This is a genomic window from Amycolatopsis sp. NPDC104775 (genome assembly GCF_055583325.1).
On the sequence record NZ_JBVJOE010000008.1, the window covers coordinates 225,847 to 250,001 of the forward strand.

General features: G+C 68.6%; 23 protein-coding genes. 9 read left to right on the forward strand and 14 right to left on the reverse strand.

Translation table 11 applies throughout. The features are described 5' to 3' along the window. Positions 1-4 precede the first annotated feature (4 nt). Positions 5-3,175 (forward strand): AfsR/SARP family transcriptional regulator, encoded by a 3,171-nt coding sequence (locus ACZ63D_RS31605; protein ID WP_465358008.1) that lies wholly within the window; start codon positions 5-7, stop codon positions 3,173-3,175. Positions 3,176-3,282: 107 nt separating this feature from the next. Here ACZ63D_RS31605 and ACZ63D_RS31610 read toward each other — a convergent pair whose 3' ends face one another. After that, positions 3,283-4,083: an ABC transporter permease gene (locus tag ACZ63D_RS31610; protein ID WP_465358009.1), complete on the reverse strand. Its 801-nt coding sequence runs from the start codon at positions 4,081-4,083 to the stop codon at positions 3,283-3,285. Further along, a complete protein-coding gene (locus ACZ63D_RS31615) occupies positions 4,080-5,057 on the reverse strand; it encodes an ATP-binding cassette domain-containing protein (RefSeq protein WP_465358010.1) in 978 nt (325 codons plus the stop codon). The genes ACZ63D_RS31610 and ACZ63D_RS31615 overlap by 4 nt, the downstream gene beginning before the upstream one ends. Before the next feature lie 110 nt (positions 5,058-5,167). Between ACZ63D_RS31615 and ACZ63D_RS31620 the strand changes: the two genes are divergently transcribed. Next, positions 5,168-6,121: an endonuclease/exonuclease/phosphatase family protein gene (locus ACZ63D_RS31620; protein WP_465358011.1), complete on the forward strand. Its 954-nt coding sequence runs from the start codon at positions 5,168-5,170 to the stop codon at positions 6,119-6,121. Further along, a complete protein-coding gene (locus ACZ63D_RS31625) occupies positions 6,118-6,552 on the forward strand; it encodes an acetyltransferase (protein WP_465358012.1) in 435 nt (144 codons plus the stop codon). Before ACZ63D_RS31620 ends, ACZ63D_RS31625 begins: the two co-directional genes overlap by 4 nt. Here the strand turns inward: ACZ63D_RS31625 and ACZ63D_RS31630 are convergent. Then, entirely contained in the window at positions 6,539-7,342 is an 804-nt protein-coding gene (locus ACZ63D_RS31630; RefSeq protein ID WP_465358013.1) for an SIR2 family NAD-dependent protein deacylase, read from the reverse strand. The two genes, ACZ63D_RS31625 and ACZ63D_RS31630, sit on opposite strands and share 14 nt — an antisense overlap. Continuing rightward, complete coding sequence (locus tag ACZ63D_RS31635) at positions 7,335-7,643, reverse strand: antibiotic biosynthesis monooxygenase family protein (protein WP_465358014.1); 309 nt, start codon at positions 7,641-7,643, stop codon at positions 7,335-7,337. The genes ACZ63D_RS31630 and ACZ63D_RS31635 overlap by 8 nt, the downstream gene beginning before the upstream one ends. A 55-nt stretch (positions 7,644-7,698) precedes the next feature. On the opposite strand from ACZ63D_RS31635, the gene ACZ63D_RS31640 reads away from it, so the two are divergent. Then, positions 7,699-9,105, forward strand: a complete 1,407-nt coding sequence (locus ACZ63D_RS31640) for an AAA family ATPase (protein ID WP_465358015.1) — start codon at positions 7,699-7,701, stop codon at positions 9,103-9,105. Here the strand turns inward: ACZ63D_RS31640 and ACZ63D_RS31645 are convergent. Continuing rightward, positions 9,081-10,505, reverse strand: coding sequence for a M1 family metallopeptidase (locus tag ACZ63D_RS31645; protein WP_465358016.1), 1,425 nt, complete (start codon positions 10,503-10,505; stop codon positions 9,081-9,083). The genes ACZ63D_RS31640 and ACZ63D_RS31645 overlap by 25 nt on opposite strands. 57 nt (positions 10,506-10,562) lie before the next feature. On the opposite strand from ACZ63D_RS31645, the gene ACZ63D_RS31650 reads away from it, so the two are divergent. After that, complete coding sequence (locus tag ACZ63D_RS31650; protein WP_465358017.1) at positions 10,563-11,315, forward strand: alpha/beta fold hydrolase; 753 nt, start codon at positions 10,563-10,565, stop codon at positions 11,313-11,315. 46 nt (positions 11,316-11,361) lie between these two features. On the opposite strand, the gene ACZ63D_RS31655 is transcribed toward ACZ63D_RS31650, so the two are convergent. The 4 genes from ACZ63D_RS31655 to ACZ63D_RS31670 all read right to left on the reverse strand — a co-directional run bounded on the left by ACZ63D_RS31655 (position 11,362) and on the right by ACZ63D_RS31670 (position 15,048). Then, a complete protein-coding gene (locus ACZ63D_RS31655) occupies positions 11,362-12,315 on the reverse strand; it encodes a peptidoglycan recognition protein family protein (protein ID WP_465358018.1) in 954 nt (317 codons plus the stop codon). 89 nt (positions 12,316-12,404) lie between these two features. Further along, on the reverse strand, positions 12,405-13,280 hold the full coding sequence (locus ACZ63D_RS31660) for an HhH-GPD family protein (protein ID WP_465358019.1): 876 nt from the start codon (positions 13,278-13,280) through the stop codon (positions 12,405-12,407). Positions 13,281-13,303: 23 nt separating this feature from the next. Then, positions 13,304-13,795 (reverse strand): beta-class carbonic anhydrase, encoded by a 492-nt coding sequence (locus ACZ63D_RS31665; protein WP_465358020.1) that lies wholly within the window; start codon positions 13,793-13,795, stop codon positions 13,304-13,306. Positions 13,796-13,947: 152 nt separating this feature from the next. Then, positions 13,948-15,048 carry a LacI family DNA-binding transcriptional regulator gene (locus ACZ63D_RS31670; protein ID WP_037809317.1) on the reverse strand — a complete coding sequence of 367 codons (1,101 nt, stop codon included), beginning with the start codon at positions 15,046-15,048 and terminating at the stop codon, positions 13,948-13,950. A gap of 178 nt (positions 15,049-15,226) precedes the next feature. On the opposite strand from ACZ63D_RS31670, the gene ACZ63D_RS31675 reads away from it, so the two are divergent. From ACZ63D_RS31675 to ACZ63D_RS31685, 3 genes are read left to right on the forward strand one after another with little or no spacing between them, the layout of a single operon-like run. After that, positions 15,227-16,141 (forward strand): metal ABC transporter solute-binding protein, Zn/Mn family, encoded by a 915-nt coding sequence (locus tag ACZ63D_RS31675; protein WP_465358021.1) that lies wholly within the window; start codon positions 15,227-15,229, stop codon positions 16,139-16,141. Then, positions 16,141-16,977, forward strand: coding sequence for a metal ABC transporter ATP-binding protein (locus tag ACZ63D_RS31680; RefSeq protein ID WP_465358022.1), 837 nt, complete (start codon positions 16,141-16,143; stop codon positions 16,975-16,977). Before ACZ63D_RS31675 ends, ACZ63D_RS31680 begins: the two co-directional genes overlap by 1 nt. A gap of 3 nt (positions 16,978-16,980) precedes the next feature. Continuing rightward, on the forward strand, positions 16,981-17,865 hold the full coding sequence (locus ACZ63D_RS31685; RefSeq protein WP_465358023.1) for a metal ABC transporter permease: 885 nt from the start codon (positions 16,981-16,983) through the stop codon (positions 17,863-17,865). On the opposite strand, the gene ACZ63D_RS31690 is transcribed toward ACZ63D_RS31685, so the two are convergent. Next, on the reverse strand, positions 17,862-18,536 hold the full coding sequence (locus ACZ63D_RS31690) for an NAD(P)-dependent oxidoreductase (protein WP_465358024.1): 675 nt from the start codon (positions 18,534-18,536) through the stop codon (positions 17,862-17,864). The genes ACZ63D_RS31685 and ACZ63D_RS31690 overlap by 4 nt on opposite strands. Positions 18,537-18,594: 58 nt before the next feature. Here ACZ63D_RS31690 and ACZ63D_RS31695 point away from each other — a divergent pair, with 58 nt between their 5' ends. Continuing rightward, entirely contained in the window at positions 18,595-18,993 is a 399-nt protein-coding gene (locus ACZ63D_RS31695) for a winged helix-turn-helix transcriptional regulator (protein ID WP_465358025.1), read from the forward strand. Here the strand turns inward: ACZ63D_RS31695 and ACZ63D_RS31700 are convergent. The 4 genes from ACZ63D_RS31700 to ACZ63D_RS31715 form a co-directional block, all read right to left on the reverse strand. Next, on the reverse strand, positions 18,947-20,263 hold the full coding sequence (locus ACZ63D_RS31700) for an alginate O-acetyltransferase AlgX-related protein (RefSeq protein ID WP_465358026.1): 1,317 nt from the start codon (positions 20,261-20,263) through the stop codon (positions 18,947-18,949). The two genes, ACZ63D_RS31695 and ACZ63D_RS31700, sit on opposite strands and share 47 nt — an antisense overlap. A gap of 53 nt (positions 20,264-20,316) precedes the next feature. Continuing rightward, a complete protein-coding gene (locus tag ACZ63D_RS31705) occupies positions 20,317-21,540 on the reverse strand; it encodes a DUF445 domain-containing protein (RefSeq protein WP_465358027.1) in 1,224 nt (407 codons plus the stop codon). 96 nt (positions 21,541-21,636) lie between these two features. Then, a complete protein-coding gene (locus tag ACZ63D_RS31710) occupies positions 21,637-22,812 on the reverse strand; it encodes a DUF445 family protein (RefSeq protein ID WP_465358182.1) in 1,176 nt (391 codons plus the stop codon). Positions 22,813-22,894: 82 nt separating this feature from the next. After that, complete coding sequence (locus ACZ63D_RS31715; protein WP_465358028.1) at positions 22,895-24,124, reverse strand: DUF445 family protein; 1,230 nt, start codon at positions 24,122-24,124, stop codon at positions 22,895-22,897. Positions 24,125-24,155 lie beyond the last annotated feature (31 nt).

Consider the following 24,155-nt stretch of genomic DNA (forward strand, 5'->3'; position numbering starts at 1 on the left):
CCTCATGCGCGTCGCGTTGCTGGGCCCGCTGCGTGCGGAGGGGGAGGACGGCACGCCGATCGACATCGGCGGGGCCCGCCTTCGCATGCTTCTTTCCCGGCTCGCGCTCGATGCCGGTCGCGTGGTGTCCGCCGAGGCGCTGATCGACGGGTTGTGGGGCGCGGAACCCCCGGCTGACGCCGCGAATGCGCTCCAGTCGCTCGTCTCGCGGCTGCGTCGCGCGCTGCGGCCAGCGGGGGCCGAACTGGAGTCGGCCAACGGCGGTTACCGCCTCGCGGTGCCCCCGGAAGCGGTGGATCTCCACCGGTTCGAGCAGTTGTCCGCCGAGGGACGCCGGGAGCTTGCCGCTGGCCGGGACGGTCCCGCCGCCGAATCTCTCGCCGCCGCGCTCGCGTTGTGGCGTGGACCGGCGCTCGCGGACGTACTGGACGCGCCGTTCGCCGCCGCGCCCGCGACGCTGCTGGAGGAGCGGCGCACGGAGACCGCTGAGGACTGGTTCGAAGCCGAGTTGCGGTTGGGCAGGCACGCGGACGTGCTCGCGGACCTCACCGCCGCGGCGCAGGCTCATCCGCTGCGGGAACGGTTGGCTGGCTTGCGAATCCGCGCGCTTTCCGCCGCCGGACGGCAGGCCGACGCACTCGCCGCGTACTCCGCGATCCGCACGACCCTGGCCGATGAACTCGGTGTCGACCCGTCGGCGGAGTTGCAGGAAGTGCATTTGCGCGCGCTGCGCGGCGAGTACACGCCGGTCGCCGCGGTGGTTGACCGGTTGCCGCAGCGGTTGACCAGCTTCATCGGCCGCACCGACGAGCTGAAACTGCTGGCCGAATTGCTCGAAGGAGCCCGGCTGGTCACGCTCGTCGGTCCCGGTGGCGCGGGCAAGACCCGGCTCGCGACGGAAGCGGCTTCGCGGCATCCGGCGCATTCGCGCGGCCTGGTGTGGTTCGTGCCGCTGGCTGGCGTGCGAGACGCCGAGGACGTGCTGACCGCGCTGCTCAACGCGTTGGAAGTGCGCGATCTCCGGACCACGGAGACCGAGGCGCGGCGTCGGCAGATCGATCCGTTCGAGCACGCGGTGGAGTCGCTCAGCGGCGCGGAAGCCTTGCTGGTGCTGGACAACTGCGAACACGTCGTGGACACCGCAGCGGAGCTGGCGGAGAATCTGCTGCGCAGGCTGCCCGCGTTGCGCGTGCTCGCCACGAGCCGCGAGCCGCTGGCGATCACCGGGGAAGCGCTGTGCCCGCTCGGTCCGCTGCCGGTGCCGGACGAGGCCGCGCCGCCCGCGGACGTCGGCACGCTCGATTCCGTCCGGCTGTTTCTCGACCGGGCGATGGCGGTGCGTCCCGGGTTCCGGCTCGATGAGTCCACAGTGGACTCCGTGCGGCAGATCTGCTGCCGGCTCGACGGAATGCCGCTCGCGCTCGAACTGGCCGCCGCGCGGCTGCGGTCGATGACCGCCGACCAGATCGCCGAACGCCTCGACGACCGGTTCCGGCTGCTCACCTCTGGCAGCCGGACGGCCTTGCCGCGACAGCGCACCCTGCGCGCGGTGGTGGAGTGGAGCTGGGATCTGCTGAGCGACGCGGAAGTCCGGCTCGCGCGCAGGCTCGCGGTGTTCGCGGCGAGTTTTTCCGAAGAGGCGGTGGAAAACGTCTGCGCGGACGACGAGCTTCCCGCGGAAGACATCGTGTACGTGCTGGGCTCGCTGGTCGAGAAGTCCATTGTAGATGTAGTGGGCCTTCGCTACCGCCTGCTGGAAACCTTGCGCGCTTACGCGTCTGAGCGGCTCGCCGAATCCGGTGAACAAGAACGGATGCGCGCGGCGATGGTCGAATATTACGCGGACCTGGCCTCCCGCAACGAACCGTTGCTGCGCGGGCGGGATCAGCTCCAGGCAATCGACGTTTACGAGCGCGACAACGACAATTTCACCTCCGCGTTGCGCGTGGCGATCGAATCGGGCGCCGCGGAATCGGCGGCCCGGCTGCTGTTCGGATTGTTCTGGTACCTCAACGTCGTCGGCCAGAACGAGCGGGCCGCGCTGTTCGTGGACGAGGTGCTCGAACTGGGCGACAAGTTGCCGCCGGACCTGTCGGCCAGCCTGCGGCTGAGCCAGGTGCTGATGCTGGCCATGACCGGTCCCCGGGAGAAGGTGGACGTTCTCGCGCTGATCGACGAATGCGTGAAGACCGGTGCGGCGGAACGGAATCCGTGGCTGTGGGTGGGGCTGCCGATAGTGGCTTACCTCAACGGCGAACGCGACCTGGCGAAGCGCGAGATCCGCCGGGCCGTCGAACGGGACGACCTCTGGAGCCGCGCCGCCGGGCACTGGGCGGAAAGCTTCGTCCTCGGCGACATGGGCGATCTCGAGGGCGCACACCGGGCGCGAGAGCTTGCCCACCAAGGATTCGCCGAGGTCGGCGACCGCTGGGGGCTCGGCATGACGCACGGTTTCCGCGCCGCGGCGCTGTCGCAGTCGGGCGACCACGAGGCGGCGATCGCCGGGTACACCGAGGGCCTGCGGCTGGTGATGGAGTTGCGCTCGCGGGACGACATCGTGCAGCAGTGGTGGCGGCTGGCGGTGGAACGTTCGCGCGCCGGCGACCAGGAGGGCGCGTGGCGGGACATGGAAGCGGCGGAACGCTACGCGGCTTCCGGCGGCAACAGCGGGTTGCGCCTGATCGTGCTGCTCGGCCGCGCTGAATTGCTGCTCCGCGAAAACAACGTCGCTGAGGTGCGCGAGGTGTTCCGGGAGATGCAGACGACGCGGGCGGCTTGGCGGACGCCGGATGGCTTCGAGGCGGAATGGCTCGGGTCGGTCGAAGCCGGGCTGCTGCTCGCCGAAGGCCGTCCGGACGAGGCGGAGGCTCCGTTGTTCGCGGTGATCGAGCAGGCGGCCGGACGATTCGACATGCCGGACCTGGCTGGCATGGTCGAACTGTTCGCGCGGATCCGGTACCGGCAGGGGCGGCTGGAGGCGTCCGCGCGGCTGCTCGGGCTGAGCGCGGTGGTGCGCGGCCGGTTCGACCTGGGGAATCCGGAGGTCCGGGAGCTGATCGCGGACCTGACCAGGGACCTGGGCGCGGAACGGTACGAGACGATCGTGGCCGAGGCCGCGCGGCTCGACCGGGCCGAAGCTATCGAAGCGATCCGGGCGGAACGGTCGCGCGAGTAGCCGCGCGCTCGTGGCCAACCGCTGAAAAAGGGTGAGTGTCTGTGCCCGGCTGTGGAACCCGGACACAGACACTCACCACAGCGTCCACACCCCCGTGAAGGACGCTCTCACACCCGCTTGCGATAGGCCCACGTCGCGAGCGGGAAGAACACCACGACCGCACCGGCCATCCACGCCAGCGCGCCGGCCAGGGAGCCGCCGTACGCGCCGCCGTTGAGCAGGCCGCGCATCACGTCGGACATCAGGCTCACCGGGCTGATGTCGGCCCAGGCCTTGAGCCAGCCCGGCATCGTGGCGGTCGGGAGGAACACGTTGCTGCCGAAGGTCAGCGGCATGATGAAGACGAACATCAGGCCTTGCGCCGCGCCCGGGGATTTCATCAGCATTCCGACGAACACCGAACCCCAGCAAAAGCACAGCCCGAACGCGACCGCGAGCAGGATCGCGAGGACGAATTCCCCGGGACCGGTCTGCACGCGGAAGCCCATCACGGTCGCCACGACCAGCAGCACCGTGAGGCACACCACGTACCGCACGAGGTCCGCCAGCACCGCGCCGACCAGCGGAGCCGAGCGGGCGATCGGCATGGCGCGGAAGCGGTCGAAGACGCCCTTCGTGATGTCGGTGTTGAGCTGGGTGCCGACCGAAAGCGACGCCTGCAGCACGTTCATCACGATGAGACCCGGCACGAACGACTGCAGGTAGTTCTCGATCGAACCGCCCAGCGCGTTGCCGAACAGGTAGGTGAACATCAGCAGGAAGATGATCGGCATCAGCGTGACGTCGGCCAGCTGTTCCGGGTTCTTGCGGATCTTCAGGATTCCCCGCCAAGCAAGCGAAAACGCGTGTTTCGCGCCCTGGACGGGACTGATGTGCCGAGGCGGGGCCACGGCGGTGGCGGTGGTCACGACCGGCTCCCTTCCAGTTCGCGTTCCGGCTTCGGTTCTTCGGCGGTGTGCCCGGTCAGCGCCAGGAACACCTCGTCGAGACTGGGCAGCCGCAGCGCCAGTTCGTCGGAGGTGATGCCTGCCGAGTCGAGGCGGCGCACCAGCGTGGACAGCAGCACCGGGTCGGACACCGGCGCGGTCAGCAGTCCGGTCGCGTCGTCGCGGACCGGGCGGACGCCGGTGAGTTCGGCCAGGATGCGGTCGACCTCGTCGAGGTCGCTCAGCGACGTCGGCCGCACCTGCAGCGTCTGCCCGCCGACCCGCCGCTTCAGCTCGTCGGCGCGGCCGTCGGCGACCACGTGGCCGTGGTCGAACACGGTGATCCGGTCGGCCAGCTGGTCGGCTTCCTCCAGGTATTGCGTGGTGAGCAGCACCGTCGCGCCATCGGCGACGAGACTGCGGACGACCGCCCACACCTCGTTGCGCGCGTGCGGGTCGAGACCGGTGGTCGGCTCGTCCAGGTACAGCACGGCGGGACGGCCGATGAGGCTCGCCGCCAGGTCCAGCCTGCGCCGCATGCCGCCGGAGTACGTGCGGATCGGCCGCTTCGCCGCGTCGGTCAGCTCGAACCGCTCCAGCAGTTCGGCCGCCCGCGCCCGCGCGCCTGCCCGGGACAGGTTCAGCAGCTTGCCGATCAGCACCAGGTTCTCGGTGCCGCTCAGGTCCTCGTCCACCGACGCGTACTGCCCGGTGAGCCCGATCAGGCTGCGCACCCGCACCGGGTCGCGGACCACGTCGTAGCCCCCGACCGTGGCCCGGCCCGCGTCCGGTCTCAGCAGGGTGGCCAGGATGCGGACCGCGGTCGTCTTGCCCGCGCCGTTCGGCCCGAGCACCCCGACCACCTTTCCGAACGGGACCTCCAGATCCACGCCGTCCAGCGCCTTCGTCTCCCCGAAATGCTTGACCAGGCCCTCAGCCTGGATCGCGTGCGACATTGTCGCCTCCTCCTGTGTCGCTCCAGAACACAGTGGACGGAGGCGCTGGCAAGCCGCGCACACGGCGCTGACACCGACCTGTCAGCGCCTGCCCGGCATACTCTTCGATCATGGTGATGGAGGCGCGGACGCGAACCCGGCTGGTCACGGGCCTGCTCGTGCTGGTCGGACTGCCGTTGCTGACGGTGGCCGTGCTGCACACGATCGGCTGGGACGGGAGCAACTGGTACCTGACCGCGCTGCTGGCGCTGACGCCGTACGTCGTCATCTACGGCGTGCTGCTCGCCGCGCTCGCGCTGGTGCTGCGGCGGTGGTGGGTCGGCGGCGTCGCGCTCGCGTTGTCCGCGCTGCTGGCGGTGTACGTCGCGCCGAGGGTGACCTCCGACGACCAGCCCGCGGCGAACGGGAAGACGGTGCGCGTGCTGGCGGCCAACCTGTACCTGGGCCAGGCCGACCCGGCGGCGCTCGTGCGGCTGGTCCGGGAGCACCGGATCGACGTGCTGAACCTGCTGGAGATGACGCCTGCCGCGGTATCCGGGCTGGAGAAGGCTGGGTTGTTCCAGGCGTTGCCGTACCGGGTCCTGCATCCGGCGGCCGGGGTGGACGGTTCCGGCATCGTGTCGCGTTATCCGCTCACCGAAGAGGACTACACCGGCGATTCGGCCCAGAAACAGCCCGGCGCGGCTGCCGATCTCGGCGGCGGGACGACGTTGGAGATCGTGGCGGCGCATCCGCTCTCGCCGGACTCCGGGTATTACCAGTGGGAGCAGGAGACGCGAGACCTGTCGCGCGCGATCGGCGAGCACGGCCTGCGCGTGGTGGCGGGCGATTTCAACGCGACCCTCGACCACGCCGCGCTGCGCACGGTGCTGTCGCGCGGATATGTCGACGCGGCGGAGGCGCGTGGCGACGGTTTGATCCCGACCTGGTCGACGTCGTCGGTCCCGCTAGTGTCGCTGGACCACGTGCTGGTGGACCGCCGGGTAGCGATCCGGGATTACCAAGCGTTCGATGTGCCCGGCAGCGACCACCGGGCGGTTTATGCGGAGGTGCAACTGCCGTGACGACCTTGCGGCCTAGCAACGGGGAAGCCGAATACCCGCGGCTGCTGGAGATCTGGCGCAGCGCGGTCGAGGCGACGCACGATTTTCTGGCCCCGGCGGACGTCGAGTACTACGCCACCCGCGTCCCGCTCTACTTCGCCGAGGTGGAGCTGACGGTAGCGGAGGTCGACGGAATCGCCGCGGGTTTTTCGGGAATCGCCGAGGGAAAGCTGGAAATGCTGTTCGTGCACGACGATTTCCGCGGACGCGGCGTCGGAACGGCATTGCTGCGCGCGGCGCTGGACCGCTACCCGGCTCTCACCCTGGACGTGAACGAGCAGAACCCGCAAGCGGTCGGTTTCTATCTGCACCACGGCTTCGAGGTGGTGGGCAGGCAGGAAACCGATCCGGACGGCCGCCCGTTCCCCTTGCTGGAGCTCAAGCGAGCTTGACCAGCGTCTCCAGTGCACCAGCGGCGAGGGAAATCCCGCGTCCGTGCCGGATCCGCGGCTCCCGCGGATTGATCCGGATCAGCGCACCTGTAGCCGCGCTGGCGAGTTCGGAGTACCGCCGCACCGTCGGAACCGCTTGCCCGGCACCGATTTCGACCACCACCACGTCACGGTGCTCGCGCCGCCAGGCGGCCAGTTCGTCGAGCTGTTCCTGACTGCGGTCGGGCACCCAGTCGAAATCCCCGAACATCAGGATGTTGGGCCGGGCCAGCCCGCCGCACCGCGGACAGGACGGCAACGGCGGCCGGGCGCGCATTGTCGCCTCGTCGATCTCGACGGTGCAGTCCTCGGCCGACCAGATCTCCGGAGAACATCCAGCCAGGCACTGCAGATGATGGATCGACCCGTGCGCCTCGGCGACGTGCGGAAACCCCGCCGCCTGAAATTGTCCGTCCACATTGGACGTGAAAACCCGTACGCCGCCAGGTTTCGCCAGCCCCCATTCGAGCAGCAAGCTGAACCCTCGGTGTGGCACCGTTTTCCGGTACAACTCGAGCCGGTGCCCGTAGAAACCCCACGCCAGCTCGGGATCCGAAGCGAAATGCCTCGGATCGGCCAGCTCCTCGAACCGCAGCCCGAGCCCGGCATACGGCGGATACGCCCGCCAAAACCCTTCCCCGCCCCGGAAATCGGGCAGGCCAGAGTCGACGCCCATCCCGGCACCGGCGCACACGAGCAGCGCGCCGGCACCGTGGATCAGCTCGGCGGCGCGGGCGAGCTCGTCATTCACCCGGCTTCGATGCCTGCACGACCTCGAATTCCAACAGGTTCGCGCCGGTCGACACGGGATTCTTGCGCTCGCCCGCGTGCGCCTCGCGCGCCGGGCCCTTCGCCCAGGCCTGGTAGTGCTCCTCGGTTTCCCACTTCGTGTACACGAAGTAGCGCGTCTCGCCCGCGACCGGGCGGAGCAGCTCGAAGCCGAGGAACCCCTCCTGGTCGTCAACGGAGTGCAGCCGCGCGGCGAACCGCTTCTCCAGCTCCGGTCCGGCGCCTTCGGGGACCTCGATTGCGTTGATCTTGACCACTGCCATGCCCCCAGAGTACTTATCGCTGGCCTGGTTTCGGAGTTCGTGCCACCCTGCTCACATGGGGGACGACGAAGTCTTTGGCACCGAATTGGCCCGCAATCTGCAACGGCTCGTAAAAGCCGCAGCTGAGTCGGCCGGTTCGGGCGGTTCGAACGAGCTGATCGACCGCGTCACCGGGCACCTCGGCGTGCCGCTCGCGCAAGCGCTGGTGGTCACCCGCAGCTTCGAGGGCTGGGAGCACGCGACCATCCAGGCAGGGGTCGACGCGTACCTCGCCGAGCACGGGATCGGCACCGACTGGTTCGGCATCGCGGGCGGCATGCGCGGGCACGAAGACCTGATGGGCATGCTGGTCACAGCCAAACAGAACGGCCATTACGAGCTGGGCGCGGTGGACTACGCGACGGTCGCGGTCGGCCCGGACGAGGCGGCGGACGTCGTCCAGCTCGGGCTGGTCGGCACGAGCGCGCCGGACGGCACCCCGGTGCTCGTCGGCGTGCGCGGCACCAACCCGCAGTACGGCCAGTCGAACTGTCGGCTCGAAGTGATCGCCGCGGACCGGCGAGCGGCCACCGAAACCCGGGACCGCATCGAAGCGCAGATGGCCGAGCACGACGTGCTGCGCGGTCAGGTGATCGCGTTCGGCCTGAGCGAGCACCGCAACAACGAGCTGGTCACCTTCCTGCCTCGGCCCGAGCTGCGCAAAGAAGACGTGGTGCTGCCCAGCGGTGTGCTCGAAGCGGTCGAACGGCACACGTTCGGCATCGCGGAACACGGCACGCGGCTGACCGAGGCGGGGCAGCATCTCAAGCGCGGCCTGCTGCTGCACGGACCGCCCGGTGCCGGGAAAACGCACACCGTGCGGTACCTGATGGGCCAGCTCCCGGACTGCACGGTCGTGATCTTGACCGGTGCCGCGATGCGGTTCATCTCGGAAGCCGCTTCGCTGGCGCGCCGGTTGCAGCCGAGCATCGTGGTGCTGGAGGACGTCGACCTGATCGCCGAGGACCGCGACCTCGTGCACGGCCCGACGCCGCTGCTGTTCAGCCTGCTCGACGCGATGGACGGCGTCGGCGGAGACGCGGATGTCACCTTCCTGCTCACCACCAATCGGGCGAGCAGCCTGGAGAAAGCGCTGGCCGACCGACCAGGCCGGGTCGACTTGGCGGTGGAGGTGCCGCTGCCGGACGCCGCGGGGCGGGAAGCACTGTTAAGGCTGTACTCGCGGGGCCTGGAGCTGACCGCGGATCTCGCCCCGGTGGTCGAGGCGACGGACGGCGTCACGGCGTCGTTCATGAAGGAACTGCTTCGCCGGGCGTCGTTGCGCGCGCTGGCACTGAGGCCCGACGAACCAGTGCGGGTCGGCGACCCCGAACTGGGCGCGGCCCTAGCCGAGATGAACGACTCTCGCAGCAGCCTGACCAGGTCGTTGCTCGGCAGTCACGGCCGCAATCCGCCTGGATAAAGATCGGCGTCCGACGGCAGTTTCGTCCCGTGGAACCAGTCGTTCAAGAACCCGCTCAGATCGCGTCCGGCGACCTGCGACACGAGCTTCTCGAAGTCCGCCCACGTCGCGTTGTTGTTCCGGTGCTGGGTCACCCAATCGTGCAGCACCTTCTCGAAACCCGGCTCACCCAGTTCGCGGCGCAGTGCGTGCACGGCGAGGATGCCCTTGTCGTACGCGCCCTCGAACAGGTGCTCCGGACCCATGTCGACGAGCTTCTGGCCCCAGAAATCCGTGCTGCCCCTGGTGATTTCGACGGCCGCGCGGTAGCGGTCGTCCAAGTTCTGGCCTTCGCGTTCGCCCCACATCCACTGCGCGTAGGAGGCGAAGCATTCGTTCAGGCAGATGTCCGCCCACGAGTTGAGCGACACCGAATCGCCGAACCACTGATGCGCGTTTTCGTGCACCAACGTCAGGATTTCCGCCCATTTCGCATAAGTGGGGCGGGTTTGCGTTTCCAGCGAGAAGTGGATGTTCTCGTCGAGGTAGATCCCGCCGGCCGCGCTCTGCGGGTATCGGCCGAACTTGCTTTCGAGGAACGAGATCACTTCCGGCAGCCGGTCGCCGGTGGCCTCGCGGGCTTCGGCGCCCGGCGCGTAACCGGAAACGATCGGCGTGCCGTCCGGGAGCGTGGACCGCTGCACGGTGAACTTGTCGATCGCGATCGTGGTCAGGTAGCTCGCCACCGGATTCGGATCCGCCCACGTCGTGGTGGTCTTGCCGTCCTTGGCGCTGGTGCCCTGCTCCCGTCCGTTGGACAGCACGGTCCAGCCGGTGGGGACGTGCGCGGTCAGCGTGAAAGTCGCTTTGTCGCGCGGGGTTTCGTTGACCGGATACCAGAACGACGCCGAATGTGGTTCGCCGACCAGGTACGCGCCGCCGTCCTCGGAACGGGCCCAGCCGTTTTCCGAGCCGCCGTCGTGCGGGGTTTGCGCTGGAACGCCCGAATAGCGCACGCGAGTCCGGAACGTCGAGCCGGACCGCAGCGGCTCGGCCGGAGTCACCGCCAGCTTGTTCTTCTCCCGGCTGTACTTCGCCGGTTTCCCGTCGATCTCCACCGCGGTGACGTTCAGCCCGCGCAGGTCGAAGTCGAAGCGGCTGAGGTCTTGGGTGGCTTTCGCGGAGACCGTGGTGTCGCCGTCGAGGCGGCCGCTCGGCGGGTCGTAGTTGACGTCGACGTGGTAGTCGAGGGCGTCGTACCCGCCGTTGCCGTCCTCCGGGAAGTACGGATCGCCCGCGCTGCTCGCGCCCGGTGCCGGATGCATCGGCGGCGGTGGCGGAGCGGCGGGCTCGGCGGGGCTGCACGCGGACAGCGCAAGCACGCCGATGAGGGCGAGGACGGCGGGCTGACGGCTGCGCATTCCTTCACCCTAGGGGCAGATTTGTGATGAGGTAGCCGGGAAAACCCGGGAGGATTAATGCGACCAGGCCTGATCGACTTTGGCGGCGACGAACGCCCTGGCGTGTCGATCTTGCTGCTGCACGGGTTGATGGGCCGGGCCCGGACGTGGTGGCCGGTCGCGCAATGGCTCGCCCGCTACGGCCGGGTGCGCGCCCTCGACGCCCGTGGCCACGGCCGCGCGCCGCATCACGGGCCGTGGACCACCGAGCAGTTCGCCGAGGACGTCGCGGAAGTGCTGGCCGACCTCGGCCCGTCGGTGCTGATCGGGCATTCGATGGGCGGGCTGCACGCGTGGGCCACTGCGGCGAAATACCCGGAGCTGGTGCGCGCGGTGGTCAGCGAGGATTTCGCCCCCGACCAGCGCGGACGCACCGTCGAGACCTGGCGTGGCTACTTCGAGAGCTGGCCGGTGCCGTTCGAGTCGCTGGCCCACGTGCGCGAGTTCTTCGGCACCGCGGGCGACTACTTCACCGAATGCGTCGAGGAACGCGAGGACGGCTACCACCTGATCGCCGACCTGGAGAACCTGTACGAGATCGCCGCCGAATGGGGCCGCCAGGACTATTGGTCCATTGTGGACAGTATCCGCTGTCCGCTGCTGCTGGTCGAAGGCGAGCACACCGCGATGCCGCCTGGTCAGCAAGCCGAGGTCGCGGCACGAGTATCCGGTGCGAAGCACCTGGTAGTGCCTGGTTCGGCGCATCTGCCGCACGCCGAGGCTCCGGAGACCTATCGCGGCGCGGTGGAGGCTTTCCTGTCCGGCCTGTGACGCCTCACGTGTGCCGCCCTCGCTGGCACGCGTGAGGCGTCCCCGGTCAACGGGCCAGCTCGGTGCGCCACGCGGCGGTCGAGCGGTCCGTCGGCACGATCAAGGGCCAGACGTCCGAGCCTAGGTACGCGGATTCGTCGCTGGCTCGAGCCGCGGTGCAGCTGTCGCGGGAAAGCCCGTGCTCTGCGGCCAGCGCGGACACGGCGGCCGCGGTCGCCTTGCCGAACACGCCGTCGGTGGGCACGCCGAAGCCGGCCGCACGCAGGAACCGCTGCGCGGTCCTCACCTGAGGCCCGGTGTCACCGGGTTTGAGCAGCGGCCACTCCGGTGCCTCAAGACGGGCGACGGACACGCCGAGTTGCTGGCCGACTGCCTGGCGCAGTTCGGGGAGCCGGTTGTAAAGCACCTGGCCGCAGCACTCGGTCGAGTTGAAATCGCGGTGGCCCTTGATGAACTCCGGCGTGATGCCGTATTGGTGCGCGATGTAGGCGATCAGCTGCACGAGCGAGTTCCAGAGCGCGACCGGTACGTCGACCGTGCTGTAGAGGCCCTCGTTCTCGATGCCGAGGCATTCGCTGTTGTGGTTGGCGACGTTCGCGCCCTGCACGTGCTGCGTCCCGCCGCGCAGAATCTCCAGGCTGCGGTGCCGCCCCTCGGTGACGAAGCCGCCGCGGCTGTTCGTGAACTGCTGGCCGGTGTCGATCCAGCCGCGGGTGTCCATGTGGAAGTTCTGGATGTCCCGCGAGATCTGCAGTGCGTGCGCCAGCGAGTAGTCGGTGTTGTTGCCGGGGTCGACGGTGTGGTGCACCACGATGTACGTCGGCTTGTGGTTCTCCACCACGATCGCGCCCGACGGCGGCCGGGCGTTCCACTCGGCCGTCGAATGGATGACCGGGGTGGTGACAGCCGCCGCGGATTTCGCCGTGGCGAAGCCCAACGCACCCACGGCGGTGGCGGTGAGGCCGCCCTTCAAGACGGCACGACGCGTTGCTTCCCCCATGCGGAACTCCTCAGCCCGGAAGTGCGACGGGAAAATCTAACCCGCCGACCAGGGGGTGACAACTTTTTGCCGACTTTCGTCGTAGTGCGTCAGTGTTCCCCGGGAAGTGCGAAGAGCCCGTCGCGGGTTTGCTCCAGCAGACCGTCCACGAGCAGCGAATCCAGGCACCGGTCGCGCTGGCCGGATTCGTGCCACACCAGGTCCAGCCGGGCCTTCTCGACCGGTCCCTCGGCACCGCGCAGGACGTCCAGCAGCAGCCCGCGCACCTGCCGGTCGGTGCCGGCGAACTTCTGCACCGGCTTCGCCGGACCGGCGTATTCGGGACGGCCGTTGTGCTGCCACTTGCATTCGGCGTAGATCGGGCAGTCCGCGCACTTCGGCGACCGGGCGGTGCAGACCAGCGCACCCAGCTCCATCAACGCCGCGGACAGCTTCGCCGCCGGAGCGTCCTCTGCGGGCAACAACGCTTCGACGTCCGCCATGTCGCGGGTGTTCGACGCCGGACCAGCGTCTCCCGCACCATGAACAGCGCGCGCGACCACCCGTCGGACGTTCGTGTCCACCACCGGCGCGCGCTTGCCGTACGCGAACGCCGCTACCGCGCGCGCCGTGTACGCGCCAATGCCGGGCAACGCGAGCAGCGTGTCCACATCGGACGGCACGACGTCGCCGTGCTCCTGAGCGATGACGGTGGCCGCGGCGTGCAGCCGAAGCGCCCGACGCGGGTAGCCGAGCTTGCCCCACGCTCGCACGACCTCGCCGGTGGTCTCCGCCGCCAGCGCCGAGGGCACCGGCCAGCGAGCCATCCACTCCAGCCAGATCGGCTGAACGCGCGAAACCGGCGTCTGCTGCAGCATGATTTCGCTGACCAGCACGCCCCAGGCCGAGCAGTCCGGCTCCCGCCACGGCAGGTCCCGGCCGACCTCGGCGAACCAATCGATCAGAACATCGGTGTCTAGCGCCACCCCACCATTGAATACGAGGGCGCTTACTTGACCTCGGTCAGGCTCCCGGCCTTCACGTCGTAGACGAATCCGCGCACGTTGTCGTTGTGCAGGAGGAAGTCGCTGCGCCGGGCGCGCTCCATCGAGGTGCGCACGCTGTCCTCGACCTTGCGGAACGCCTCGACCGCCCAGGTCGGCCGCAGTCCGGTGGCGGACTCCAGCTCGTCCTTGAACTCGTCCTCGGTGACCGTGGACAGGCCGCAGTCGGTGTGCTGGACGATCAGCACCTCGCGGGTGCCGAGCTTGCGCTGGCTGAGCGCGAGCGACCGGATCATGTCGTCGGTGACCACTCCGCCCGCGTTGCGCAGCACGTGCGCCTCGCCCTGCAGCAGGCCGAAGATCTCGAACACCCGGATCCGGGCGTCCATGCAGGTCAGGATCGAAATCTGCAGCGACGGCTTCGGAGAGGACCGGTCGCCGGGAACGATGTTCCCGATTTCCTGATTACGCTTGAGCAGCACGTCGATGGAGGTCATGGGGCACCTTTCGGCCTGCGCTTCCCCGCGGGACACGGGCGGTTCCGCTCATGGAACCGGGCAGCGGCCACCCGCACAATGCGGTGGGCGGGAAATCACGGCAAAGGCTGGGGTGCTGATCACGGTTCTCACCGCGATCGCCACTCACGACCTCAGCCGCCGAACCAAGGCTCCTCGACCGTCCGCGGCGGTGCCGACGTCCTTCCGACCCGCAGCTCAGTCGGCAAGGTGATCACCTTCGGCCCGACCCGCTCGGCGGAACTGAGCAGCAGCCGCCCGGCCACCTTGCCCTTCTCCAGTACCGGCTGATGCACCGTCGTGAGCCCGGAGCGCTCCGCCTCGGCGATACCGTCAAACCCGGTCACCGTCAGGTCGAGCGGCACCCGCAGCCCGCGGCGCGCGGCCTCGGCCAGCGCACCGAGCGCGAGGATGTCCGACGTGCACACCAATGCGGTGACCTGCGGATACGCGTCGAGCAGCTGACGCGCGGCGGAGGCGCCGTCGTCCACCGTGTGGTCGAAGCGTTCGACCACCGGCACGGTCGCCCAGTCGACGCCCGCCGAGGAAAACGCCGTCGCCAGCGCTTCCAGCCGGGTGCGCTGCACGTGGAAATGCGCGCCGCTCTGGCGTTCGGAGGTCACGAAGTCGTCGTTGCGCTCGCGGCCGAGCCGCATGCACAGGACGCCGATCTGACGGTGGCCGAGCGCCACCAGATGGTCGGCGAGCTGCGTCACAGCGGCCGCGTCATCCGGGCCGACGCGGTCCACGCCCTCGATCCGGGGCTGGTCGATGATCACCGTCGGCACCGGCCGCTCCAGGACGGCCGCGAGATGCGGATCGTCGTCCGGCACGGAGTACACGACGAACCCGTCGACGCCCGCGCGGTGTACCGCGGCGAGGTCCTCGCGACCAGGGCTGGCCGGCACGAGATGCAGGCCTACACCCGCGTCCTCGCAGGCCAGCGCGAGCCCTTCGAGCACGCCGACGGCGGCCGGGTCGCGGAAGGCGTAGGACAGGTTCTCGGTGAGCAGCAGTCCGACCGCGCCCGCTTTCCGGGTGCGCAGCGAGCGCGCGACCGGGTCGGGTCCGGGGTAGCCGAGCCGCCGCGCGGTCTCGAGCACCCTGCGGCGCAGTTCGGGGGACAGCTGATCCGGGCGGTTGTAGGCGTTGGACACGGTGGTCCTGGACACCCCGAGTTCCGCCGCGAGCGACGCCAATGTCGCCTGCCTCCGGGTGCGAATAGGACGGCCCATCCGCAAACCGTAACGGTTCAGATCGTTTTCCAGAAGCGACACCCCTGTGGTGAGTGTCTCGATCCGTTGGGTGATCAAGAAGGGGTACGGCCACCCGGTGGAGTGAGACTCGCCGTTCGGATGGGGTAAAGTGAATCTGACAACGGTTTCCATTAGCAGTACGACCCAGGAGTGCCCGATGACTTCCCGCCGCACCACGAGCGTTCTCGCCGCCGCGTCGGCTTTGGCTGTGTTCGCGCTCGGCGCGTGCTCCAGCACGTCGTCCTCGACCGGTTCCGGGGCGGGAGGGGGAACGGGCGATCAGGTGAAGGTCGTCGCCTCCACCGATGTCTGGGGCAGCGTCGTGTCCGCCGTCGGAGGCGACAAAGTGCAGGTCACGTCGATCATCCACGATCCGTCGGCCGACCCGCACTCGTACGAGTCCACCGCCGACGACGCGCTCGCCGCGAAGAAGGCGCAGCTGACCTTGGCCAACGGCGGTGGATACGACCAGTTCTTCACCAAGCTGTCCGGCGAGGCGGCTTCGGCGAAGAAGCTGGTCGCCTATGACATCGCCAAGCCGGGTGAGGAGAACGAGCACGTCTGGTACGACCTGCCGGGCGTCGAGAAGGTCGCCGACCAGGTCGCGGCCGCGCTCGGCGAGATCCAGCCCGCGTCGAAGCAGAAGTTCGACGAAAACGCCAAGGCCTTCAAGGGCCAGCTCGACGGCCTGATCAAGAAGGCGTCCGCGCTGGGCACCGCGCACCCGAACACGAAGGTGGTCGTCACCGAACCGGTCGCGCACTACCTGCTGAAGACCGCGAACATCGGCGACGCCACCCCGAAGGCGTTCTCCGACGCGATCGAGAACGAGACCGACGTGCCCGCCGCGGCGGTTTCCGAGTTCACCAAGCTGATCAAGGAGAAGCAGGTGAAGGCGCTGGTCAACAACGTGCAGACGGTCACCCCGCTGACCAAGCAGGCGGTCGCCGACGCGAAGGCCTCCGGAGTCGCGGTGGTCGACGTATCCGAGACGCTCCCGGCGAACGTCACGGGCTACATTGACTGGATGACCAAGGATGTGGACGCGCTGTCGGGGGCTCTGAACAGCTGATGTCCGTCCAGCTTCCCGATGCCGGCCCCGCGGTCCGCGTGCGCGGGGCCGGGCTCGCCTTCGGCGACCGCACCCTCTGGTCCGGTTTGGACCTGGACGTCGAGCCGGGCGAATTCCTGGCTGTCCTCGGCCCGAACGGTTCCGGCAAGAGCAGCTTCCTCAAGGCGTTGCTGGGCATGCAGTCGCTTTCGGCGGGCACGGTGGAAATCGCCGGCGGCCGTCCGGGAGGGGCGAACCGCAAGGTCGGCTACATCCCGCAGCAGCGCGCGATCGACGATTCGCTCACGCTGCGCGGGGTCGACCTGGTCGGCCTCGGACTCGACGGCCACCGCTGGGGCCCGGGGCTGGCCGGAATGCGCGCGCGGAAACGCCGCGTGGCGTCGGTGATCGAATCGGTTGGCGGCACGCGGTATGCGAAGCAGCCGGTCGGCCGGCTTTCCGGCGGCGAGCAGCAACGGCTGCGGGTGGCGCAGGCCTTGGTCGGCGATCCGACGGTGCTGCTGTGCGACGAACCGCTGCTGTCGCTGGACCTGGCACACCAACGCGCGGTGAGCGAATTGATCGACGCCCGCCGGCGCGAGGCCGGGTCCGCGGTGCTGTTCGTGACGCACGAGATCAACCCGGTGCTGCAGTTCGTCGACCGCGTGCTGTACCTGGTGAACGGCCAGTTCCGGATCGGCAAGCCGGACGAGGTGATGACCTCGGAGACGCTGTCGGATCTGTACGGGACGAAGATCGAGGTGCTGCGCGTCGGCGGTCAGATCCACATCGCCGGTGCGCAAAGCGCGCTGTGCGAGGACCAACCGCATCACCACGAGCAGGAAGCAGTGGGCTGAGCCTTGGACGGCATGTTCGACTTCGCCAAGACGTGGGAGCTGATCGCGGAACTGGACAGCGTCCGGATCGCGCTGATCGCGGCCGCGGTGCTCGGCTTGCTGGCCGGGGTGCTCGGCCCGCTGATCGTGATGCGCCGCATGTCCTTCGCGGTGCACGGCACGTCGGAACTGGCCTTCACCGGTGCGGCCGGCGCGCTGTTGCTGGGCGTCGGCGTGGAGTACGGCGCGCTGGCCGGTGCCGTTGCCGCCGCCCTGCTGCTGGGAATCCTGGGCATCCGCGACGCCGACCGCGATTCGGTGATCGGCGTGATCCTGTCCTTCGGCTTGGGCATGGGCGTACTGCTGCTGTCGTTCTACAAAGGACGGTCCGCGAACAAGTTCGGCATCCTGACCGGTCAGATCATCACGGTGGACAGCACGAACCTGACCGCCTTGGCGATCTCCGCCGCCGCGGTGCTGGCAGTGCTCGCGCTGATCTACCGCCCGCTGCTGTTCGCCAGCGTCGACCGCGCGGTCGCCGAGGCGCGCGGCGTCCCGGTCAAGACGCTGACGGTGCTGTTTTCCCTGCTGGTCGGGGTCGCGACGGCGTTGAGCGTGCAGGTGGTCGGCTCGCTGCTGGTGGTCGCGTTGATGGTGACCCCCGCCGCGGCCGCTGCCCGGGTGACGGCCAGCCCGCTGCGCGCCACGGTGCTGTCGGTGGTGTTCGCGGAGGTGGCCGCGCTGGGCGGGATCGTGCTGTCGCTGGCCCCGGGACTGCCGGTGAGCGCGTTCGTGACTTCGATTTCGTTCTTGATCTACCTGGTCTGCCGGGTGATCGCGTGGGTCCGCGACCGGCGGCGCGGCGTGCGGACCAGCCCGGTGGAAGCGGCCCCGGTTCCGGTCGGCTAGCGGTAGACGGCCACCTGCCGACGAGACAAGGTCGGCCGGTCGATTTGGTCGAGGACGGCTTTCGCCAAATCCGCGTAGGACAACGGGATGTTCGCTGCCTGGGCGTCGAGCACGTCGTCCGCGAGCCGGTATTCGCCGGTCACCGGTGCTTCGAGCGATAACCCGGGTGGCGGTGTGATGACCAGCCAGTCCACTGTGGCTTGTTCTCGCCAAGCGCTCAGGCCCTTCATCCGCGCTTCGGCGAAGGGGCGCAGGAAAGCCGGGAAGGTCGCGGGGTCTTCGAACAGTCGGCCATTGGCGGTGCGCAGTGTCGCGGCGAGACCGATTTCGATCACTCTGGATCCTCGTGCGGACCGAGCGAGGTTCTTGACCAGCCGCACGAAGTAGTCGGGATCGAAGTCTTCGAACGATTCCGGCGGGGCCGTAAACGGTGTCACCGCGTTCACCAGCGCCGCGACCTCGCCGGGCAGCACGGTCGCGAGGCTGTCCGAATCAGTCAGATCGCCCGCGACGACTGGGACGTCGTCACCGAGTTCGGGATGCCGCGCCGGGTCGCGAACCACTCCGAGCACCGGACGTCGGCGACGCAGTGCCTCGGCGACTACGGCGCGCCCGGCGCGGCCGCCAGCACCGAAAACGACGAGCGGACTGTTTCGCTGTTCGGGCACCATGAGCTGGACGGTATCGACGGAAAACTGGTTACTTCAACGAAACCGGAGGCCAGCGGGGATGACTGCCGAAGCCCGGATGGACCCGGCGTGCCCGATGGCCGCTTTCCCCTTCCACGTCGGCGGGAAGTGGACCGGAATGGTCGTCGTCGCGTTGCTCGACGGACCGCGGCGCTTCGGCGAACTCCGGCAAACCGTAGGAGCCAGCAGCGCCAAGGTCCTGACCGAAACCCTGCGCGACATGATCCGCGACGGTCTCGTCACCCGCACCGACCACCAGGCCAACCCGCCCCACGTCACCTATGAGCTGACCGGCCTCGGCCGCAGCCTCCTGCCGGTCATCGACGCCATGCGTGAGTGGAGCGACCAACACCTGGCAGACCTCCTGGCGCACCGCCGAGCCCACGCGCCCCTTAGCGGATCGGATGCTGCGCCAACGCCGCCTTCACCGCCGCGATGAAGCCCTCGTCGGTGAACGGCACCAGCCCGCCCGAGACGTTCCGCTCCACCGCCTGCAACACCACCACGTGCGAGTTCACGAACTGGTCCACCGCCTGCGACTGCGGCGTCTTGTCCGTCGAATACGCCAGGTACGTGAGGTTCGTGAACGCCGCCTCCAGATATCGCGACGACGCGAGGCTGAACGAGTCGCCGTAGACCAGGGTCGGCTGGTCGATCGTGCCGACGATCGGCGGGGCCGAGCGGTGCACCGGCTGGTCGATGCTCGCGACGAATTCCCCCGCGCGGTCGGTGACGCCGTCCGGGCGCAGGTTGTACCGGGTGTTCGACTTGACGCCGGTCTGGCCGAGCAGCAGCGGCAGGTCCGCGACCGCGTCGTACTGGCCGTCCGGGGCGCTCAGCCAGCTGTTCGTGGTGCCTGGCTTGATCTTTTCGGCGAGGGCGCGGGTCAGGACGAGGCCGCCTTCGTCGCGCCAGTGCGTGTCGTTCGGGGCGTAGATCGGGTGCCCGACTCGGGCCGCTTCGGCGGCGAGCTGCGGGCGCAGGTCGAGCGAGTGGCCTTCGGTGGTGATCTTGTACCAGTCGTTCGGCGAGGCGGCCTGCGAACACTCCTTGCCCGGGTAACTCGCGGGCAGGAATTGCGGCACCATCGTCGTTTTGTCCGGCGTCACCACGAAGACGAACTTCCGGCCGGACGACTCGACCGCCGCGCGCAGTTCGTCGATCCGCTTCATCGTGGTGTCGATGTCCTGGGCCGGCGTGCACTTCGCTTCGGAGTCGTAGCCGTAGTACAGCCAGCCGTCGGTGCCCTGGACCACCTTGCGGTATCCGGCCTGGCTCGAACCCGGTCCGCTCGGCAGCGACGGACCCGTGTTCGGCGCGCCCGGCTGCTGCAGCGGCGGGGCGGGGATCGGGCCGTTGTTCGACGCCGAACCCTGGTCGAGCGGCGCGGCCTCGCCGAAGACGCCCTCGCTGATCCCGTTCGCCGCGTTGATGGCGCCCGCTCGGAACGACAGCTGGTCCGTCGCCCATTTGGGGAGATTGGTGAAGAACCCGAACCCCTCGCCGAGGCTGGGGAACCCCGCGAGCTTGTGGTTTTCGATCTCGCTCGGCCGCACCCCGACGACCCACAGCAGGGTGGGCGTCACGAAGAACAGCAACGCGCTGACCAGCGCGGTCAGCTGCCGCTTGCCGTGCCGCGGGCGATGCAGCGCGTGCTCGCGGGGCAGGTAGGCCTCGTGGACGGCGGGCAGCTGCGGTGGCTCGGACACGCCACTGAGATTAGTCAGTTCGAGTGAGCCCGGCGCGAACAACCACCGAAAAATCAGCCGAGCATGAGCAGGACTTGCAGTTCGCCGACGAGGAATCCGATCACACCGCCGACCGCGATCAGCTTCCATTCGTCCTGCCGGAACGCCGGCCGCAGCAACCCTTCGAACTCCAGCGGCGTCAGCGCGAGCATCCGCTGCTCCACGATCTTCGCCACGTCCATCGCCTCGGTCAGGTAGCCCTCGGCGTAGCGCGCGGTCAATGGCAGCTCGGCCAGCGCCCGCTGTGCCGCGGCGTGCTTCATCTCCTGCAACCGCTGGGACCCGACGGCGAGCGCGACCACCGGTTTCGCGGCGCTGACCTGCGCGTCCACCGCGTGCCCGACGGCGCGTTCGACCATCGCCACGAGCCGGTCCGACTTCGGACCGCGCAGCAGGGCGTCGAGCAGGTTCGGGACGGTCAGCACCTCATTGGCGATCAGTTCGCCGTACTGCCGCGCCACCTCGGCCCGCCGACGCTGGAACTTGCCCTGCAGGATGACCCGGCCCAGCCGTACCGGCTCGCGTGGCAGGAAGATCATCTTGATCGCCAGCCAGTCGGTGAACAGCCCGATCGCGCCGCCGAAGATCGGCAGCACCAGCGGTTGCCGGGTGAACGCCCACACCAGGGCCTGGATCAGGCCGAGCACGAAGCCGAAGACGATCCCGGCGCGCGCGATGAACGTCATCTCCGGCCGGGACGTTTCGCGGATCAGCCGCACCAGCAGCGCGCGGTCGCGGGTGAGCCGTTCGACCGTCATGTGCCGGACGTCGAGGACCTCGTCCAGGTTGTCGCGAACCTCGTCCAGGAACTCCCGCACCAGCTGCGGCGCACTGGCCTGCACCTGTTTGATCAGCAGTTCCTGGGCGAGCGTGGGCATGACCTCCCACAGCCGGGGATGATGCTGTTCGAGCACGTCGCGGGCGATCCCGTCGACCGTGCGCAGCAGCGGTTGCTCGAGCTCGCGGGTGATGATCACCGGGTCGACGCGCGCGAAGACCTCTTTGATGTCGAGCAGGTTCGCGGTGAGCAGTTCGGTCGCGATCGCCGCCATCCGGCCGCCGTGCTTCGGCACCACGCCCTGCCAGCCGAGGAACGGCCGGATCCCGATGAACTCGAGCGGGCGGAACATCATCTCGATGGCGACGCGTTTGGTGACGTAGCCGATCAGCGCCGCGACGAACGGCATGGAGACGTACACCGGCCAGTGCCGCGCGAGATCGTCCAGCACCGCGTCCACCGGGTCTCCCTCCCCCCGTTCCGGAAGGAAACCGTATCGCGCGAGCACTCCGCGTCCGCCCCGCCACACCCCCGGCTGAGGGGCGAGACCGTGTGATCATCCGAGAAGCAGCAACGCCTGCAGTTCGCCGACGAGCCCGCCGATCACCGCGCCGACCGCGATCAGCTTCCATTCGTCCTGCCGGAACGCGGGCCGCAGGAGTTGCTCGAATTCGAGCGGGCTGAGCCGGCGCATCCGCTCCACGATCGTGTTGCGGACGTCGAGCGCGTTGATCGCGTACGTCTCCGCGTGCCGGATGGTGTCCGGCACCCGCTCGGCGGCTTTCGCGGCGGCGACCTGCTTCATTTCCTGGAACCGTTTCGTGCCCACCGCGATCGCGACGAATGGCTTCACGACGCTCGCCTGCGCGTCGATCGTCTTCTGCACCTCGCGGCTGATCAGCGAGAACAGCCGGTCGGCTTTCGGCCCGCGCAGCACGGCTTCCAGCAGATTCGGCACCGTGATGATCTCGCGCGCGATCATGTCGCCGTAGTCGGCGGCCACCTCGTCGCGGCGCTTCTGGAACACGCCCTGCCAGGCGTAGAAGCCGAAGAACCGTTTCGGCTCGCGCGGCAGGAAGATCATTTTGAGCGCGAGCCAGTCGGTCAGCCAGCCGATCCCGAGCCCGAACAGCGGCAGCACGATCGGCGACTTCGTCAGCGACCAGACCAGCAGTTGCACGCAGCCGAGAATGAACCCGAACCAGATGCCCGACCGCGCGATGAACCGCATTTCCGGCCGCGAGATGTCGCGGATCAGCCGGTTCAGCAAAGCCTTGTCGCGCACCAGGTTCGTGACGACCATGTGCTTGAGGTCGAGCACGTCCTCGATGTTCCGGGAAATCTCGCGCATGATCTTCGTGATCGCCCGCGGCGCCTCGGCCTGCACTCGTTTCAGCAGTAGTTGCTGCGCGCCGGACGGCAGCATTTCCCACAGCCGCGGCTGATAGGTCTCCATCACCTCGCGGGTGACGTCCTCGACCACGCGCAGCAGCGGCTCTTCGATCTCCTTCGCGACCTGCTCCGGGTCGAGCCGGGCGAAGATCTCCTGCGGATCGACGAGGTTGGTGGTGAGCATTTCGGTCGCGGTGGTGGCCATCCGCTCGGCGTTCGCGGGCAGCACGCCCTGCCAGCCGAGGAACGGCCGGATGCCGCGGAATTCGAGCGGGCGGAACATCATCTCGATGGCGACGCGTTTGGTGACGTAGCCGATCAGCGCCGCGATGAACGGCATGGAGACGTACACCGGCCAGTGCTCGGCGAAAGTGTGCACGCGCGTCCCTTCCGTGTCGCTCACCGGAACGGTAACCCGCGCCTCAGTGGAGCAAGAGCAGGACCTGCAGTTCGCCGACAAGCCCGCCGATGACCGCGCCCACGGCGATCAGCTTCCACTCGTCCTGCTTGAACGCCGGCCGCAGAATGCCCTCGAACTCCAGCGGCGTCAGCTGCCGCATCTTGTCGACGATGGTGTTGCGGACGTCGAGCGCGTCGGTCGCGTAACTCTCGACGTGCTTCACGGTTTCCGGCAGATACGCGATGGCCTTCTCCGCGGCGGCCTGCTTCATCTGCTGGTACTCGCGTCCACCGACAGCCAGCGCGACCAGCGGTTTCGCCAACCCGGCCTGCGCGTCGACGGTCCGCTGAACCTCCCGCGTGACCAGTGCGAACAGCTTGTCCGCCCGCGGTCCGGTGAGCACGGCTTCCAGCACGTTCCCCGCGGTGAGGACTTCCTCCGCGATCAACGCCCCGTAGTCCGCAGCGACCTGCGCGCGGCGTTTCTGGAACATGCCCTGCCAGGTGAAGAACAAGAACCGGCGCGGCTGGCGCGGGTAGAAGATCATTTTGAGCGCGAGCCAGTCTGTGACGAAGCCCGTGACGAAACCGAAGACCGGCATGATCACCGGCTGTTTCGTCAACGCCCACGCGATGAGCTGGACGAGCCCGATGACGAACCCGAAGCCGATCCCGCTGCGCGCGATGAACCGGAACTCGGGCGCGGCGACCTCGCGGATCAGCCGGCAGGTGAGCGATTTGTCCCGGACCATGGCGTTGATCAGCATGTCGTTGACGTCGAGCACTTCGTCCACATTCGACGCCACTTCCCGCATCAGCCGCTTCACGACCTCGGGTGCCTGCGCGCGAACGCGGTCCACCAGCAGTTGTTGAGCGCGCGCGGGCAGCAATTCCCACAATCGCGGCTGATACGTCTCGAACACCTCGCGGGTGACCTCGTCGACTGCCTTCAACAGCGGTTCTTCCAGCTGTGCGACCATTTCCTCCGGATCGAGCCGGGCGAAGACCTCGCGCGGGTCGAGCAGATTCTTGGTGAGCAGATCGACCGCGGTGGTGGCCATCCGCCGGGAGTTGGCCGGAATGACGCCCTGCCAGCCGAAGATGGGCCGGATGCCGCGGAATTCGAGCGGCCGGAACATCATCTCGATCGCGACGCGTTTGGTCAGGTAACCGATGAGCGCCGCGATGAACGGCATGGTCGCGTAGACGTGCCAGTGCGCGGCAAGATCGGCGGCGATGGCTGAAAGGTCCATGCGTCTGCCCCGTTCGCCCGCGCGATAGGTC

What these genes read in the sequence shown, in the direction of transcription:
- ACZ63D_RS31715 (WP_465358028.1), bottom strand. Translation starts at nt 24,124, where the DNA reads ATGGACCTTTCAGCCATCGCCGCCGATCTTGCCGCGCACTGGCACGTC.
- ACZ63D_RS31655 (WP_465358018.1), bottom strand. Translation starts at nt 12,315, where the DNA reads ATGGGGGAAGCAACGCGTCGTGCCGTCTTGAAGGGCGGCCTCACCGCC.
- ACZ63D_RS31680 (WP_465358022.1), top strand. Translation starts at nt 16,141, where the DNA reads ATGTCCGTCCAGCTTCCCGATGCCGGCCCCGCGGTCCGCGTGCGCGGG.
- ACZ63D_RS31615 (WP_465358010.1), bottom strand. Translation starts at nt 5,057, where the DNA reads ATGTCGCACGCGATCCAGGCTGAGGGCCTGGTCAAGCATTTCGGGGAG.
- ACZ63D_RS31710 (WP_465358182.1), bottom strand. Translation starts at nt 22,812, where the DNA reads ATGCCGTTCATCGCGGCGCTGATCGGCTACGTCACCAAACGCGTCGCC.
- ACZ63D_RS31640 (WP_465358015.1), top strand. Translation starts at nt 7,699, where the DNA reads ATGGGGGACGACGAAGTCTTTGGCACCGAATTGGCCCGCAATCTGCAA.
- ACZ63D_RS31675 (WP_465358021.1), top strand. Translation starts at nt 15,227, where the DNA reads ATGACTTCCCGCCGCACCACGAGCGTTCTCGCCGCCGCGTCGGCTTTG.
- ACZ63D_RS31635 (WP_465358014.1), bottom strand. Translation starts at nt 7,643, where the DNA reads ATGGCAGTGGTCAAGATCAACGCAATCGAGGTCCCCGAAGGCGCCGGA.
- ACZ63D_RS31620 (WP_465358011.1), top strand. Translation starts at nt 5,168, where the DNA reads ATGGTGATGGAGGCGCGGACGCGAACCCGGCTGGTCACGGGCCTGCTC.
- ACZ63D_RS31695 (WP_465358025.1), top strand. Translation starts at nt 18,595, where the DNA reads ATGACTGCCGAAGCCCGGATGGACCCGGCGTGCCCGATGGCCGCTTTC.
- ACZ63D_RS31670 (WP_037809317.1), bottom strand. Translation starts at nt 15,048, where the DNA reads ATGGGCCGTCCTATTCGCACCCGGAGGCAGGCGACATTGGCGTCGCTC.
- ACZ63D_RS31665 (WP_465358020.1), bottom strand. Translation starts at nt 13,795, where the DNA reads ATGACCTCCATCGACGTGCTGCTCAAGCGTAATCAGGAAATCGGGAAC.
- ACZ63D_RS31650 (WP_465358017.1), top strand. Translation starts at nt 10,563, where the DNA reads ATGCGACCAGGCCTGATCGACTTTGGCGGCGACGAACGCCCTGGCGTG.
- ACZ63D_RS31605 (WP_465358008.1), top strand. Translation starts at nt 5, where the DNA reads ATGCGCGTCGCGTTGCTGGGCCCGCTGCGTGCGGAGGGGGAGGACGGC.
- ACZ63D_RS31645 (WP_465358016.1), bottom strand. Translation starts at nt 10,505, where the DNA reads ATGCGCAGCCGTCAGCCCGCCGTCCTCGCCCTCATCGGCGTGCTTGCG.
- ACZ63D_RS31690 (WP_465358024.1), bottom strand. Translation starts at nt 18,536, where the DNA reads ATGGTGCCCGAACAGCGAAACAGTCCGCTCGTCGTTTTCGGTGCTGGC.